The organism is Bacteroides sp. AF39-11AC (assembly GCF_003474285.1).
GTDB lineage: Bacteria > Bacteroidota > Bacteroidia > Bacteroidales > Bacteroidaceae > Bacteroides.
Window position 1 is genome coordinate 746,934 of the sequence record NZ_QROH01000001.1, and the last position, 17,031, is coordinate 763,964.

A 17,031-nucleotide genomic window follows, 5' to 3' on the forward strand; every position below is an offset into this window, starting at 1 on the left:
TAACTTGTAATAAAATATTAACCTTTTAATTAAAGATGTAATATGAAGACACATGAAAATCGAGCCTTGTTCAGCAAAGCTGTCTTAAAGGCGACAACCTGTCTTTTTCTTGCAGCAGGTGCCAGTGTTAGTCCGGCATTTGCATTTCCGGAAATGACAGAAACTATGGGGACTGAGATTGTACAGCAACAGACTATTACAATCACAGGTGTTGTAAAAGATAAGGAAGGTGAACCAGTTATTGGTGCTAATGTTCTTGAGAAGGGGACATCTAACGGTGTAATTACCAATATTGATGGAGAATATACGCTGAAAGTAAAAGGCCCTAAGTCTGTTTTGGTAATCTCTTACATTGGTTATGAAACGCAGGAATTTTCAGTAGGAGCTAATAGAAAAATAAATGCAACTCTTCAGGAAGATTCTAAAATGATTGATGAAGTTGTGGTTATTGGTTATGGTACGCAACGTAAAGGCGATGTAACGAGTGCTATTACGAGTGTGAAAGCGGAAGACTTTACAATTGGTAAGATTGGCGATGCTGCTGAGTTGGTAAAAGGTAAAATCGCAGGTTTGAGTATTGTAAAATCGTCAGGTGATCCAACAGAAACTTCCAGCATCATGTTACGTGGTCTTACAACAGTTAAAGGTAGTGTTACTCCATTAGTTTTAGTAGATGGTGTAGAAGGTTCACTGACAACAGTGGCTCCTGAAAACATTGCTTCTATTGATGTGTTGAAAGATGCTTCAGCTGCTGCAATTTATGGTACGCGTGGTGCAAATGGTGTGATTTTGATTACTACGAAAAGTGGAAAACGTGATTCTCATGCGAGTGCTAACTATTCTGGATATGTTTCTTTCTCTAACTGGACAAAGAAATCAGATTTTATGGATACGCATGATGTGCTCTATGGTATGACTTCTTTCAATTATGAAGGTTATGATACAGATTGGTTGGCTGCTATTACTCGTAAAGCAGGTTATAGACAAAATCATTCATTAACTTTGGATGGAGGTTCTAAAAATTCTACTTATTCTGCCAATGTAACTTATAGTGATGAGCAGGGAATTATGCGTAAGAGTGATAACCGTAATTTGAAGATGCAACTTGACTTCACACAATATGCATTAAATGATTGGTTAAAGTTTAATGTAAATGCTTTGGTTACCCGTCAAACTTACACACTGAATAATAATACCTATGCTTATCGTCAGGCTATTATTCGCAACCCATCTTCTCCGATATATAATGAAGATGGTTCTTATAATGAAAATCTGAATTTATTGTATTACTATAACCCGCGTGGAATTCAAGATGAGTATATTGGTGATGGGCGTAACCGTTTTTATCGTTTAAGTGGTAACATCACTTTTGAACCTATCAAAGGTTGGCAAACGAATTTGATGGTATCAATGAAAGAAAATGTTTATACTGGAGAAAGCTATACTACCAGTAAGCATTATTCATTAGTGACACAGAATGACTACAATGGCTCTGCCAGCAAAAGTGAATCAGCTTCACGTAATGATAATATAGAATTGACTTCTAAATATGATTTTAATATTGATAAACATCGTGTATCTGCATTGGTAGGTTATAGCTATTTGTATAATGTGTATGATGGTTTCGGTGCAAGTAACGGTAATTTTCCGACTGAAGCATACTTATACAACAACTTAGGTATAGGAACTTTGCTTACAGAGGAAGATCGTCATGCGGGTATGAGCTCCTCAAAAAGTGATGATAAATTGATCGGATTTTTCGGTCGTGTAAGTTATGGTTATGATAATCGTTATAACGCTTTGATTAGCGTACGTCGTGAAGGTTCTACTCGCTTTGGATCAAATCATCGTTGGGGTACTTTCCCATCAGTATCTTTGGGTTGGACTATCAGCAATGAAGAATTTATGAAAGATCAGACTTGGCTGAATAATTTGAAGTTGCGTGTAGGTTATGGTGTTACGGGAGTAATCCCAACTACTAATTACCTATCTCAGTATACTTATAATTATGATTCCTATGGTGATATAATGAATAAGGAAGGGGATTGGATACAGACTCTTAAAGTTGCTCAAAATCCGAACAAAGACCTGAAGTGGGAAACGACAAAGGAATATAACTTTGGTTTGGACTGGAGTTTGCTGAATGAGAGATTGAGTGGTAGTGTAGATTATTATGTGAAAACAACTTCTGATTTGTTGTATGATTATAGTGTACCCGTTCCGCCCAACTTGTACAGTTATACTACAGCCAATGTTGGTAAGATGCGTAACAATGGTATTGAAATAATGATTAATGCTATTCCTGTACGTACGAGAGATTTTGAATGGAATACCACATTGACATTATCTCATAATAAGAATAAACTGTTAAGTTTGAGTAATGATTTATATGAAACGGAAACATTTCATGAGGTTGGTGGATTAGGTGAGCCTATTACCGTTGCTACTCACTGTATGGAGGTTGGTAAAAGTCTCGGTGATTTCTGGGGATTGAAATCTGTAGGTGTTAGTAAAGATGGTGTTGTTTTGGTCGAAGTATCTGACGGTAAAGGTGGTTGGACTGTTAAAGAATTCAATACGAATTTGAATGTGAAAGAAAATCGTCAACGTCTGGGAAGTGGCTTACCCAAAGTATATGCAGGTTGGGCTAATAATTTCAGGTATAAAAGTTTTGATTTGAGCTTACAGTTTACCGGACAGTTTGGATATAAAATTTTAAATGCGCAACGTTGTTATTACGAAAATAACTCTGTAGCTTACAATCGTCTGAAATCAGCAGCCAATTATTATTCGGCTATAAATACGGATGGAACACCTTATATTGACGAAGCTACTGGCAAACAAAAAATGGTACGTTTATCCAACTCTATGGGGCAAGGATTCTGGAGTGATCATTTAGAGAAAGGTGATTTCGTGAAACTAACCAATGTAACTCTGGGGTATGAACTGCCTCTGGCAGGAAAGATTAAAAAGTTTATTAATTACGCACGTCTCTATTTGTCGGCAGAAAACGTATTCTGTATTACTGGTTATTCAGGCATTGATCCTGAAGTATCTAATAACTTTATGTCACCGGGTATTGACTATCAGGATAAATATCCTACTACTCGGTCGTTTACGGTTGGCATGAATCTTACCTTTTAATAGAAACTGATTATGAAAAGATATTTAAAAAATACCCTTATGGGATTGATGGCTAGCAGTATGCTGAGTCTGACTGCTTGCACTGATTTGACAGAAAATCTATATAGTACACTGAATGATACGAATATTGATTTTGATAGCGAGAAAGATGTTGCTTCATTGATGGGACAGGCCATAGCGCAATATCGCTATATGCATTGTTCTTGGTTTGGTTCTTGGGAGTTGAACGAACAATGTACAGATCAGTATATGGTTCCTTTTCGTGTAGGTATAGGTTGGGGAGATGTTTATGTAAATCTTCATAAGCATGATTGGAATTATAATTTAGGGCATGCTGAGAATATTTGGAATTTTGCTTTTGGATGTATTGGTTATTGTAATAAAGTGCTTGATGTAATGCCTGCAGAAAATGCAGCAGACCGTGCCCAGATGCGATTCTTTCGTGCTATGACTTATTATCAACTATTGGATTATTTCCGTAATGTACCTATAGAAACGACTTTGGATGTACCAGATGGATACCTGCCGGAACAGAATACTACACAAGAAGTCTATGAATTCTGTGTAAAAGAATTAACGGAGATTAAAGAAGATATCGGTACTGACAAATATTTTGGTTATGGTAATCGTTGGTCAGTTTGCATGGCACTTGCTAAACTCTATTTAAATAAAAATGTCTATCTGGGTACAACTGGTAATGATGGTTATGAAGCAGCATTGCTTGAGGTGAATGACATTATTGATAATGGTGGTTACACTTTAGCTCCTAAATATAGTGATTGTTTCCGTGAGAACATAGATGATAATCCGGAGATAATATTTGCAATACCGCAAGATAGAACTCACGCGAAACATTTCTTATTGCATACTTACTCTTTTCCGCAGGTAGGTCTGGAGGCTTTTGGATGTACGGCTAATGCAACCAATGGTAGTTGTGCTGTTCCACAGTTCATTGATTCGTACGATGCGGCAGATAACCGTTTAACAGATACTTGGACAGGTGGTAAGCAGAAGAAAGCAGTGAAGAATTCTGATGGCACTTATACTTCACAGGCAGGTGATTATATAGAGTATGCTGAAGATGATTGGGCAGGTGAAGGTATTCTGAACTATAATAAGAATGTACATTCTATTGATGTACCGGGTGCTTATAAGCAGGAAGGATATCGCATGGTGAAGTATGAAATCGTAGCAGGAGAGTATGGCACAATTGCTGATGATATACCTGTTTTCCGTTTGGCTGATGCAATGTTTATTAAGGCTGAGTGTTTACTTCGTTTAGGACGTGACGAGCAAACTGCTGCCGACTTGGTGACTGAAGTTCGTAAACGCTCATTTGATGCAGCCACAAAAGCCGTTCGTTCCGTAGCTCAATTAAAAGGAGGAAGTTGCTATAATTATGGTCACCGTGAATATACCTGTGAAGGTTATGCAAACTGGGATCCGGCTTCTTATGTATCTACTACGGAAGGTGGTGCAGACATTGAATTAGGTGGCTTATTGGATGATCTGGGCTGGGAGTTTGTAGGTGAACAACATCGTCGCCAAGATCTGATTCGTTTTAAGATGACTGATGGACGTAGTGTATACAATGGTAAATCATGGTTCTGTAAGGATGCTACTACGGAATCTCATTGGAATTACTTCCCGATTCCAGAACAGGCAATGAGATCTAATATTAATCTGAAGCAAAATACAGGTTATACTGGAGCTACTGAATAAGTGATAACCCTAAAAAATAGAATAATATGAAAAAGATATATTTTTACCTTGTATGCTTTGCCTTACTAATGTCCGGTTTGGCAGGGTGTGGTGATAATACGGATATATGGAGTGAACACATCCTTACTGCTGAAGAAATAGCAGAATTGGCGCGTCAAGATTCTATAAAAGAGGCGCAGAAGAATTCTATTAATGCTGATTTGATTCTTGAATATGATGCTGAAATAACAATTCTTGCTAATGGATATGATGGTGTATATGTTTATATTGATACGGTTAAGATCGCTGATTTATTTGGAATAACTCCGACTCAATTGGCACATGGTATTGCCAATATGGGATCGGATAAACCTTATGAAGATGCCCCAGATATCACAGGTTTCTGTATTGAAGGCACTACACATGCTGATAATATGACGAATTCTAATACCAACTCTTATTGGGGACATTGGTGGGATAAAGATGGTAATACAGCTTCTTGGGGAGATAATGCAAGAGTTTTTGCAGAATATGATGCAGAAGGAGGATACTTCAATGTAGGACAAATGCCTGGCAAACTGGAAGTTGGCAAAGATGTTAAGTTTATTGAGTGCTTGAAGTATCAAGAAAAGCGTATTGCAGTTGTTATTACCGCGAAGCCCAAAGAAAAAGGACAGATAAGTGCTACGATTGTTAGTACACAGGATTTAACTGTGACAATGAATCCAAGATCAACTTATGATTCAGATCCAATAGCGTTTGATCGAGCAAAAGTATTGAGTGATTTGGGAATATCCTCTTTAGAAGATGCACAAATTATCGGTGTTAATTCTGATGGGAGTTATGCGCAAGAAACGAGTGCTACTAATGGCTTCTGGTACGATCTTAATGGTTTTGCCGGTTCTCATGGGGATGGCGCTGGAATATATGTGGAATATTATGGATTGGGTGATGACGTTGAAGAGGAAGATTTGGACGTTTTATATGTAGGACAAATGCCAAATGCATTGGAAGGTGGATACAGTGTAACTGCAAAATATGGCTTCTTAGCAAACAATAAAATAGTAATGTTGAATATTACCGTTAATATCGTTGCGTATGAAGATCCGGAAACTCCTCCTGTAGGGGAACCAACTACAGATAAAGTATTGGATGTTACTATTGAGAAATCGTGGGATGATACATTTAGCAATGTACAGTTTGATATGAAGGATGTACTTCGTGAGGCTTTCAAAATGACTACTTATCAAATTCACAAGGCAAGAATTAGCGGTGATTTGAAAATATATTGTGGTAAAGTCAGTGAAGAAGATCCGACATATACTAGTGATGCCCCAGGATATTGGCTTAATGCAACCGGTGAAGTTTGTAGTTATGGTACGGAGAGTGTGGTATTCTGTTGTCTCGGAAGTTCGGAAACGGCGCTTTATTTGTATGCTGGTAACCATCCGGAAAGCTGTTTACCTAATACTGCGGTGGCTTCTAAATATATCATCTCTTGTAATGGAGGCGTTGTAACAGTGAATTTAACCGTTAAGGTAGGAGCAAAAGCTGAATAATAAATGTAAACTGTAGGGAGTAGAGTTATTCTATTCCCTGCTATATATACTAACACTATGAGAAGTATAAAAAAAGAACTCTTGACAAAACTTATTGGTCAAATGTTAATGTGCCTGATAATGATGGCTTACCCTTTCTTCTTTGTAGGATGTAGTGATGACAAAGAAGAAGGTACAGGGGAAAATATGATAACCGTTAATGAAGACCAACTCTCTTTTTCATTAGAAGCGGAGGATACCTATACGTCTGTTAGTTTTACTGCTTTGGCGTCATGGACTGCAGCTCTGAAAGAAACTAATGCTGCGAGTTGGTTAACTCTCTCTGCTGACAAGGGGATTGGTGGAATGATGAAAATAGGGCTAACCTTGAAAAAAAATACTAATAAAGAAGCTCGTACAGCTACAGTTATTTTAACCTGTGGTACTACAAAACAGGAAATTAGTGTAGCACAAGCCGGTACTTCTTTATTAATTATGGATGAAACTGATATTCAAGATTTTGACAAGTATTATAAACCTGAAGAATTCAGTAGTATGAACATGCTTCGCAGCGATGCCAAATGGTCTTGGTTCCGGAGCAAACAGAGTGAACATTTCTTTGTATTTTGGGAAGCAGGCTTCGGAGACGATCCAAATGCAGCAACTGTAGATGCAGCTTTGCGTGTGGATATCGATGATTTATTGGAAAAAGCAGAACAATTCTATAAAACAAATATTGAAAAGCTGAAATTTGCAGAATTGGGACAAGGTAAATCTTATTTGGACAAATATAAAATGGAAATTTACTTGTTGTATCAGACTGAATGGCTTGCAACAGGCTCTGGCTATGATAATACAATTGGTGCTTTGTGGGTGAATCCCAGTACTTGTCAGCCGGTAGGTTCTACTATTGCTCATGAAATTGGACATAGTTTCCAGTATCAGGTTTATTGTGATAAGATACTGCAGGGTGAGCCTAATGATTTTAAGCATGGTTTCCGTTATGGCTACGAAGGCAGTAATGGTGGTAATGGATTCTGGGAACAGTGCGCACAGTGGCAATCTTATCAGGATTATCCAGAACAATTGTTTGCTAATTACCACTTTGATGTATGGTTGGCTAATTGTCACCGTCACTTCGAACATGAATGGATGCGTTATGCTAGTTATTGGCTGCAGTACTACTGGACACAAAAACATGGCATTGAAACTGTAGGTGAAATATGGAAACGTTCAGCTTCTCCAGAAGATGCTATCGGAACATATATGCGTTTGTATTGTGGTAACCAATGGGAGGCCATGAAAACAGAACTATATGATTATGCTGTACGAATGGCTACTTTTGATATTGATGTCATTCGCAATTATGCTGATGGGTATATTGGGAAATATTCTACTAAACTCTATCAGATTGAGGATAATTATTATCAGGTTGCTTATGCCAGTTGTCCGGGTTCCACAGGTTTCAATGTTATAGCGTTGAACGTGCCAGAGGCAGGCACTGCTATTACTGTTAATTTTGAAGGGTTGGCACCGGGTTCTGCTTTAGCTACTGATGATCCGGGTGAATATATGGAGTCGGAAGCAGTGAAAGGGAATGTAAATAAATACAATGTAGGAACTGCAAGCAACGCAGGATGGCGTTATGGTTTTGTTGCTTTGAAAACTGACGGTACTCGTGTATATGGAGAAATGAATCAGAAAGCAGTAAATTCTGTAAACTTTACTATTCCTGCTAATACCGACAAGTTGTATTTTGTGGTATTAGGAGCTCCCAATCAATACAAAGCGAACCCATGGGACGAAAAAGAGTTAACTGATGAACAATGGCCTTATAAGGTGAAATTTAACGGTACTGATCTTTTGGGGAGTTTTAATATTGACACGAATGCCGATCCTAAAGATGCGGAGTTTACTTATAGCTTCAATTGTAATGCTGCAACAGAAGGTTATGATCTGGGGGTTATTGATTTGCAGTCGAATGGAGATATTCAAAAACTGGCGCAAGCTTTTGTTATGCAACCCAGTGTACTGAGTGGAAATACATTAACCATTGCAAACGGGCAAACATCAAATCCTGCTGAAGGAAAAATAGCTTTTGGTTTGCTACAAACGGATGGAACTTACTCTTATTCCTATACGGCTAATGGTGGATTTTACTGTACAACTGAAGGTAATCAAGGCTCATGGGGGAATAATGATCCCATTTGGATTGAATATGATAAAGATGCATTCGTTTTTAAATATGGTCATAAACCGGGAAGTAGTGTGGCTGGAAAGAAGTATGTAGTAAAACCATCGTTGGTATATACCAAGAATGGCATGCAATATAAAGCTACTTTTGTGTTAAATCTACAGTTTTGAAGAAAATCTTAGGGAAGGAAGAAAAAGTATTCTTTCATCTTCCTTCTTTTAATAATAAATTTGATAACCTTAAAAACATGATTATGACTCGTTTATTTAATTTTTCATTAGCAATGCCTTTGCTCTTTTATTTGCTGTATTTATTAACTTTTACTCTGACATCTTGCGGCGATAACGATAGTGGGAGTAAAAAGCAGGTGGATGAATCGGAAATCTTTGTGCCCGATGCCAAAGATAGACAGGCTTTTAATGTTGCAAATTTATTAGGAAAGTTGTCATATGATGAAGATACAAAAGAATGGATTATTCTTCCGGAAAGAGAACAAGATAATATGTTTATCCATTTGGGTGACGAAGAAGGAGCTTATATGATTGTGTCCAACATGAAAAAAGAGTATGAGGATTATGTGGGAACAATTACTTTTAGTGGGAAAACTGCAATGAAGCACCAAATAATCTCCAATTCAAAAATGAGAAACAAAACTTATGTTTATACTATTGAACTTTCTGATATCATTCCAACAGAGGAAAGTCATAAATAGGTATTAGGTTATATGTGGAAATGGGAGGAAATAAAAGTAAATCCTTTTATTCCTCCTTTTTTATCTTATGCGCTTGGATATCATTTCTCTCCTGCATTAAATAAAAATACAATGAAATTAGCAAATATTTTTGGCTTGATATGTTTATCTGCGTTCTTGGTAAATTGCTCAGATGACTCTGCGCCTGTAGAACCAGATATACCAGATACAAGTGAAGTTGTGGATGCTCAATATCAAGTTGCACAACTGGCTATCACCACCGAGAATGCTGCCCCTATCATCTCAAAAGATAAGAAGGACTATGTAAACTGTACCCTCACCATTGAGTCGAAAAAAGAAGAATGGAATTATACAGGAACCGGACGTATTCGCGGACGTGGAAACTCCACATGGTTATGGTATCCTAAGAAACCTTATCGCATTAAACTGGATAAGAAGTCAGAGATACTCGGATTGGCTACTGAGAAGGATTGGGTACTGTTGGCTAATTATCGGGATCCAACTCACATGATGAATACCTTCACTTTTATAGCAGGACAACAATTGGAACTTCCTTATATTAACCATTCTCGTTATGTAGAAGTCACACTGAATGGGGATTATATTGGACTTTATCAATTGACCGAACAAGTTGAACAGGGCAGTAGTCGTGTAGCGGTGGATGATGAGCAAGGAATGCTGATCTCGCTGGATGCGGATGACGGACCGGAGCTTAATCCGGATGGAGGGGATAATTTCTGGTCGACAGTTTACAAGATGCCCATCTGTGTGAAATATCCTGAGGATGCGACTACTAACCAACTGAAAGTAGTACAAAATGATTTTGCCCGGTTGGAACAAAGCATATATGAAAGTAATTATGAAGCAACCTCTAAATTAATGAATATTGCTTCGTTTATTGACTATATGCTGATACAGGAGTTAGTCTATAATGTGGAAGTGGATGCCCCTCGTAGTATTTATATGCATAAAGACAAAGAAGGACTCTGGACAATGGGGCCGCTTTGGGACTTTGATGCCGGTTTTGACTTCGATTGGGGAACTATGTATACCGGACACAATTTTTTCACTAGTTATCGTGAATTGGTATTAGGTACTGATCCTGCCAATCATATCGGAGGTTATTATGTACCCTCTTTCTTCACTGATTTATTTAAAAATAAGCACTTTGTTAGTGAGTATAAAGCACGTTGGCAAACAATCAGGGATAAAATAATGTCAGACTTTTGGGAGGAAACGAATATCTTTGTAACATCTTGTTCCGAAGCAATGAAACGGAATGCTGAACGTTGGCCTATTGACAAAGATTATCAGACAGAGATATCTCGAATGAAGCAATGGCTTCAACAGCGTACCGACTATTTAGATACTGTTATTAAGAACTATCCGTCAGGAACAAAATAGAAAATAATATGAAGAAGTATATCCTTTTATTTAATTTTATCTTAGTGATTTCTCTGAGTTTGATAGCGCAAGAGGCAGCATCTGTTCCAATGCCTTCCGGCAAAGAAATTTATATCCCCAAAGACCTGCAGGGTATGGATCTTCAAAATCCTGATAGTAAATGGAGTTATCACCGCATGGCATATACTGATAATTTCGTCATTTTCTGGGAAAAAGGGTTTGGAAATGATCTGTCTAATCCTCCTCAGTTGGAAGGGCATGATATGGAAGTGGATTTGTCGAATTTAACGGAAAAATTGGAAAGTTTCTATCGTTTTTTCCGGGATACTTTGAAGTTTTCCAAGCCGGGTTCAAAGTGTGATAAGTATCGTATGATGGTCATGCTAAACTACTCTTTGGAAGGAACTGCCTATGGTGGTGATTATGATGGAGAAATCGGTGCATTATGGATTGCTCCCAATCGTGTGCAGGATAAGAAACTGAATTGCATAGCCCATGAATTGGGACATAGTTTTCAAGCTCAGATCAGTTGTGATGGAGAAGGAGAGGCTTGGGGAGGATGCGGTTTCTTTGAAATGACCTCGCAGTGGATGCTGTGGCAAGTGAATCCCGAATGGATCACTGATGAAAAATATCATTGGGATGCTTTCATGAAGCTGACTCATAAAGCTTATCTCCATCTGGAAAACATCTATCATTCTCCCTATGTGCTGGAATATTGGGGTATGAAACGAGGATTGCCTTTTATTGCCGAACTCTATCGTCAAGGTAAGCGGGGAGAAGATCCGGTGATAACTTACAAGCGGATGACCGGATTAGATCAGAAGCAGTTCTGTGATGAAATGTTTGATGCTTATCGTCATTTTATCAACTGGGCTTTTCCTCGTGTATGGAAAGAAACTCGACCGTATGCCAATAAATATACTACCAGCTTAACCACTCTATCGGACGGGTGGTATGGAATCGCACCGGACAACTGTCCTGAGAATTATGGATTTAATGCTATTCCGTTAGCTTTACCTGAACAGGGAAAGAAAGTGAAAGTAGAGTTCTGTGGAGAAGCAGGAAAGGAAGGATATAATGCAATTCATACGGATAAAGCCGATTGGCGTTATGGTTTTGTAGCCATAACGGAGGATGGTAAATCTATTTATGGGGATGTGAGTGATAATAGCGGAAAAAGTATTATTTTTACAGCTCCAAAAGTAAATAAATTGACTCATTTGTGGCTGGTTGTGATGGGTGCCCCTACTGAACATTGGATGAATCCCAATCCGGAGGAAAAAGATGCCCAATGGCCATATCGCATCAAAGTTACAGGAAGTAAACCTTTATAAACAAAATGCTATGCTTGCAAGGGCAACTTATGTAAATAGTCGTAACAATACGAGGGCTATCATTTATGCCTGTATTGCGGTGCTTAGTTGGTCTACTGTTGCCACCGCTTTTAAAATTGCTTTGACGCATCTTACTCATTTTGAGATGTTGTTGATAGCCAGTTGTACTTCATTAATCATATTTGTCCTTTTGCTGACCTTCCAGAAGAAGTGGAAACTATTGTCTGCATTGCCTGCCCGGCAATGGGGATATTTTGCATTATTAGGCTTGCTGAATCCGGTGGCTTATTACCTGGTGTTGTTTAAAGCTTATGATTTGCTGCCTGCACAAGTGGCGCAACCTATCAATTATGCATGGCCTATTGTGCTATTAATATTGCTGGCCCTATTTGCCCATCAGCCCATACCTCCGAAGAAATATATCGGTATGTTTATTTCTTTGGGTGGAGTAGTACTTATTTCTGTAGGAACCGGGCAGTCGGGTGGCATGGATATACCTGTTCATGGCTTGTTGTTGGCAGCATTGAGTGCCTTGTTGTGGGCTATGTACTGGATGATAAATAATAAATTTAAGGATCGGACAGATGGTAGCGTTGCACTGTTTATGAGCTTTTTGTTTGGTACGGCATATTTGCTGGTTGGCGCAATGATAGTGGGTGTTCACTTGAATACTTTGCCCGGTATCTTGTCAGGAATGTATGTCGGCGGATTTGAGATGGGGATCCCTTTCATCTTTTTCAGCCTTGCCATGCGGAAAACTACGAATCCGGCACTGGTCAATCAGCTTTGCTACCTGTCTCCCTTCTTGTCTTTGTTCTTTATTGCAATCATATTGGGTGAACAAATTGTGTTTACAACGTATATCGGCCTCATATTGATTGTACTGGGAATTATGTTCAACCAATATCTGGTAAAGAAATGAAAAAGATTATCCTTGCGATGATAGCTGTTATGGTTCCGCTGATGCTTTCTGCCGGTTCTACTGATTTTTGGTTTCGTAATTTTTCAGTAGAAGACGGATTATCCTCCAGCGCTGTACGTGCTATTATGCAGGATAAATATGGCTTTATGTGGTTAGGTACAGATGATGGTCTGAACCGTTATGACGGTACCACTATTAAAATATACAGATTGAATCCGGAAGGAGTTAATGATTATATTTCATTTTTATACGATACTACAGATAGGATTTGGATAGGAACAGGGGACGGAGTTTATATTTATGATTATGAAACAGAGAACTTCGAGCCGTTTAAACTTCTGACTGCCAAAGGGGATAGCATTAAAACCAATGTGAATCATATTGCTGAAGACAGGGATGGTAATTTGTGGTTTTCAACCGTAGGTCAGGGAATCTTCAAATATAATGTATCCAAGCATTATCTGGAGCATTATGAGTTTAAAGATGCCGATGGGTTAATGGCCAGCGTGCTGATTGATAGTGAAAATCAAATATGGGCTGTTACTAATTGGGGAAACCCGACTGTTTCTAAGTTGAATAAAGCGGAGAATAAATTTGAGCCTTTCCATATTACCTACGAAACGGGTGGGTACGACTCCAACTCTTTGGTTATGCTGGAAGATTCTGAACATGCACTCTGGTTGGGAACCTGGGAGTGTGGTTTGCAAAAGATAGACCGGTATACCGGTAAGGCAACTACTTATTTGCACCCGTCGGATGGTAAAGGGGCAACGCATATTCACTCTTTGATGGAATATGCTCCCCATCAACTACTGATAGGTTCGGATGACGGGCTTTTACTGTTTAATACCCTTACATGCGAACACCAATTATTTACAGAAGATGAAACGAATCCTTATTCTTTGTCCAATCGTTTTGTTTATCCTATTGTAAAAGACCGTGAAGGTGGAGTCTGGATAGGAACTTTCTATGGCGGTGTGAATTATCTGTCACCCAATACCGGGCAGTTTGAGTGCTTTGCTCATTCTCGTTTTTCCAATTCTGTCAATGGAACTGTTATCGGACGCTTTTGTGAAGACACTTACGGGCATATTTGGATTGCTTCTGATGATGGTGGCTTGAGCCGCTTTTCACCTAAAGATAAACACTTTACTCATTATCTGCCCGATGAGCACAGAAATAGTCTTTCTTATCATAACGTACATGCACTTTGTATGGATGGTGATGATTTATGGATTGGTACTTATACGGGGGGAGTTAATGTGTTGAATACAAAGACAGGGGTATTCAGGGTTTATACTGCTAAAGCGGGAGATCCCACTACCCTTGATAGAAGCAGTTCTTATGCTATCTTTAAGGACCGTGAAGCACGTATTTGGGTAACTTCCATGTCGGGGGTAAACTTGTATAACAGGGAAGAGGATAACTTTACCCGAATAAGAGATCTTGGTTCCTGGATCATGGACATAGATCAGGATGCCGATGGAAATATCTGGTTCTCTTCTCAGGGAAACGGGCTGTTCAAGTATGATCCGGATAAGCAGGAATGGACGAACTATGTACATAGCAGTGCTCCCGGTGCATTGATTAATGATCAGGTGAATTGTGTATTGATAGATGGTAATGGGGAAATGTGGATTGGAACGATGAACGGACTTTGCAAATACAATGCAAAGGAAGACCTGTTTGAATTAATTCCATTGGATATTCCCAGCAGTAATATTTGTGCTATTATTGAAGATCAGCGTGTCTTATGGCTGACTACTACAAAAGGGCTGGTGCGATATGTTCCCGGAGAAAGTTGCCAGGTATTTACACGAAGTGACGGATTGCAAAGCGAGCAGTTTCTGGTGAATGCTGCTTTGAAAGCTTCCGACGGGAAAATCTACATTGGTTCGGTAAATGGGTTTAATGCTTTCTATCCTTATCAGATTAAAATGAACAAGGTACTTCCTCCGGTAATTATTACGGGACTGGAAGTATTCAATAAAGAGATCCGGATAGGTGATAAGTTGTTGCCGAAGGCTCTGAACCATATGGAACAGCTGGAATTATCTTATAAAGATCATGTCTTCAGCTTGCTTTATGCTTCATTGAGCTATTGTACGCCCGAAAAGAATCAGTATGCCTATAAATTGGAGGGTTTTGATAAAGAATGGAATTATGTAGGTTCTCAAAATAAGGCTACTTACACCAATCTGCCTGCCGGAACCTATACTTTTAAGGTGAAAGCTACTAACAACGATGGTATCTGGAGTGAGCAGGAAGCAAGCCTGAAAATAGTTATTCATCCGCCTTTCTATTGGAGTCTGCCGGCCAAATTGCTTTATTTCCTGTTGTTGTGTGTGGCATTGACTTTCTTCATCCGCTTTCTGCTGAAAAGGAGTGAAAAGAAACATACGGCAGAGATTAAGCAACTGAATGTGAATAAAGAGAAAGAGGTGCATGAGGCTAAGATTAAGTTTTTCACAATGATAGCTCATGAAATCCGTACTCCGGTTTCGCTTATCATTGGTCCGTTGGAAAAGATTATGAGATCATCCACGCCTATGCCGGCGATGCTGCGTGATGACCTTAATATTATAGACCGCAATAGTCAGAGATTATTGTTCCTGGTAAATCAGTTGTTGGATTTCCGCAAAGTGGAACAGGAGGGGATGACCATGAAATACACCTCACAGAATATTCGTCAATTGCTGGAGGCTGTTTGTGAACGGTTTAATCCTTTCATTACCCAACATGGTGCTCATCTTACGGTGGAGTATCCCGATGCGAATTTTACGGCTATGGTGGATAGCGAGGCGGTTACAAAGCTTATCAGTAATTTGCTGACGAATGCAAGTAAGTATACAAAAGATGAAGTTATCCTTTCGTGTGTGGTGCAACCGGAACAGCATACATTTGTAATCAGGGTAACGGATAATGGAATCGGTATAAGTAAGGAGGATCAGAAGAAGATTTTCAAACCTTTCTATCAGGCCATGGACAATAAACCCGGTACTGGTATTGGACTGAGTATTGTGAAAAGCATTGTGGAGTCTCATAATGGCTGCATAGAAGTGGAGTCTGAAGTCAATAAAGGATCGTCCTTTATAGTAACGTTGCCCATAGAACAAAGTCAGGAGGCAGTTCCGGAAGGGGAAGCGAATGGATTGAATCCGGCAATTCCCGAGGACATTTTATCGGAAAGCTTACCGGCAGCAGTCTCTAAGGATAAACCGGTCATGCTGATTGTGGATGATAACGAAGAAATGCTGAACTTCCTTTCCGGCAGTTTCTCTAATCAATACTCTATTCTTACGGCTGAAGATGGGATAGAGGCTTTGGAAAAGTTGAAAGAGAATGATGTGACCCTGATTGTGAGTGACTGGATGATGCCGCGCATGGATGGGGTGGAACTTTGCAAGGCTTTGCGTGCTGATCAGGCCATCAGTCATATACCGTTTATTTTGCTGACTGCTAAAACGGATACGAATTCAAAGATAGAAGGTATGGATTGCGGGGCGGATGCTTATATTGAAAAGCCTTTCTCGGTACAGTATCTGGAAGCATGTATCAAGAATCTGCTTGATCTGCGTAATTTGTTACGTCAGAAATTCTCTAAAATGCCACTGGTACCGTTGAACAGTATTGCCAATAACTCTATGGATAATAAATTCCTTACCCGTATCAATGAGATTATAGAGCAAAACTTCTCAAATTCGGAACTGTCTGTTGACTTTCTGGCAGAAGAACTTTGTATCAGTCGTTCCGGATTATTTGCCAAGATAAAAACGCTGGCTAATGTTACTCCGAACGAACTGATTCAGATTGTGAGGTTAAAGAAAGCTGCTGCTTTGCTTTCAGAGAATAAATACCGGATCAATGAGATTTGCTATATGGTAGGTTTTAATAATCCATCTTATTTTGCCAAATGTTTCCAAAAGCAATTCGGTATCAAACCCGGAGAATTTGTTAATAATCAGAGCATCGGTTGAGTTGTACTTAAAGTGGCGAAGACTTTCTTTCGGAGTTTTTATTGAATGAAAGTTGGCAGGATTGATCTTTTTTTGTATGTTTTTCGTGTAATTATTCTTTTT

9 protein-coding genes are annotated in these 17,031 nt (G+C 39.0%); all 9 read left to right on the forward strand.

What is annotated here, in order from left to right; translation table 11 throughout:
- The first annotated feature begins 42 nt into the window (after positions 1-42).
- The 9 genes from DW036_RS02465 to DW036_RS02505 all read left to right on the forward strand — a co-directional run bounded on the left by DW036_RS02465 (position 43) and on the right by DW036_RS02505 (position 16,929).
- The gene (locus DW036_RS02465) at positions 43-3,144 is read left to right on the forward strand and encodes a TonB-dependent receptor (protein WP_118461030.1); all 3,102 of its coding nucleotides are present in this window, start codon (positions 43-45) and stop codon (positions 3,142-3,144) included.
- A gap of 12 nt (positions 3,145-3,156) precedes the next feature.
- Positions 3,157-4,866 (forward strand): RagB/SusD family nutrient uptake outer membrane protein, encoded by a 1,710-nt coding sequence (locus DW036_RS02470; RefSeq protein WP_233560228.1) that lies wholly within the window; start codon positions 3,157-3,159, stop codon positions 4,864-4,866.
- A gap of 26 nt (positions 4,867-4,892) precedes the next feature.
- The gene (locus tag DW036_RS02475; RefSeq protein WP_118461032.1) at positions 4,893-6,404 is read left to right on the forward strand and encodes a DUF4859 domain-containing protein; all 1,512 of its coding nucleotides are present in this window, start codon (positions 4,893-4,895) and stop codon (positions 6,402-6,404) included.
- A 57-nt stretch (positions 6,405-6,461) separates the two neighbouring features.
- On the forward strand, positions 6,462-8,747 hold the full coding sequence (locus DW036_RS02480) for a DUF6055 domain-containing protein (protein ID WP_233560231.1): 2,286 nt from the start codon (positions 6,462-6,464) through the stop codon (positions 8,745-8,747).
- Positions 8,744-9,289, forward strand: coding sequence for a hypothetical protein (locus DW036_RS02485; RefSeq protein ID WP_118461034.1), 546 nt, complete (start codon positions 8,744-8,746; stop codon positions 9,287-9,289). Before DW036_RS02480 ends, DW036_RS02485 begins: the two co-directional genes overlap by 4 nt.
- A gap of 111 nt (positions 9,290-9,400) precedes the next feature.
- On the forward strand, positions 9,401-10,693 hold the full coding sequence (locus DW036_RS02490) for a CotH kinase family protein (protein WP_158585936.1): 1,293 nt from the start codon (positions 9,401-9,403) through the stop codon (positions 10,691-10,693).
- A gap of 8 nt (positions 10,694-10,701) precedes the next feature.
- Positions 10,702-12,030 carry a DUF6055 domain-containing protein gene (locus DW036_RS02495; protein ID WP_118461038.1) on the forward strand — a complete coding sequence of 443 codons (1,329 nt, stop codon included), beginning with the start codon at positions 10,702-10,704 and terminating at the stop codon, positions 12,028-12,030.
- 10 nt (positions 12,031-12,040) lie between these two features.
- Positions 12,041-12,952 (forward strand): DMT family transporter, encoded by a 912-nt coding sequence (locus DW036_RS02500; protein WP_118461197.1) that lies wholly within the window; start codon positions 12,041-12,043, stop codon positions 12,950-12,952.
- Positions 12,949-16,929 carry a hybrid sensor histidine kinase/response regulator transcription factor gene (locus DW036_RS02505; RefSeq protein WP_118461040.1) on the forward strand — a complete coding sequence of 1,327 codons (3,981 nt, stop codon included), beginning with the start codon at positions 12,949-12,951 and terminating at the stop codon, positions 16,927-16,929. Before DW036_RS02500 ends, DW036_RS02505 begins: the two co-directional genes overlap by 4 nt.
- The last annotated feature ends 102 nt before the right edge of the window (positions 16,930-17,031 follow it).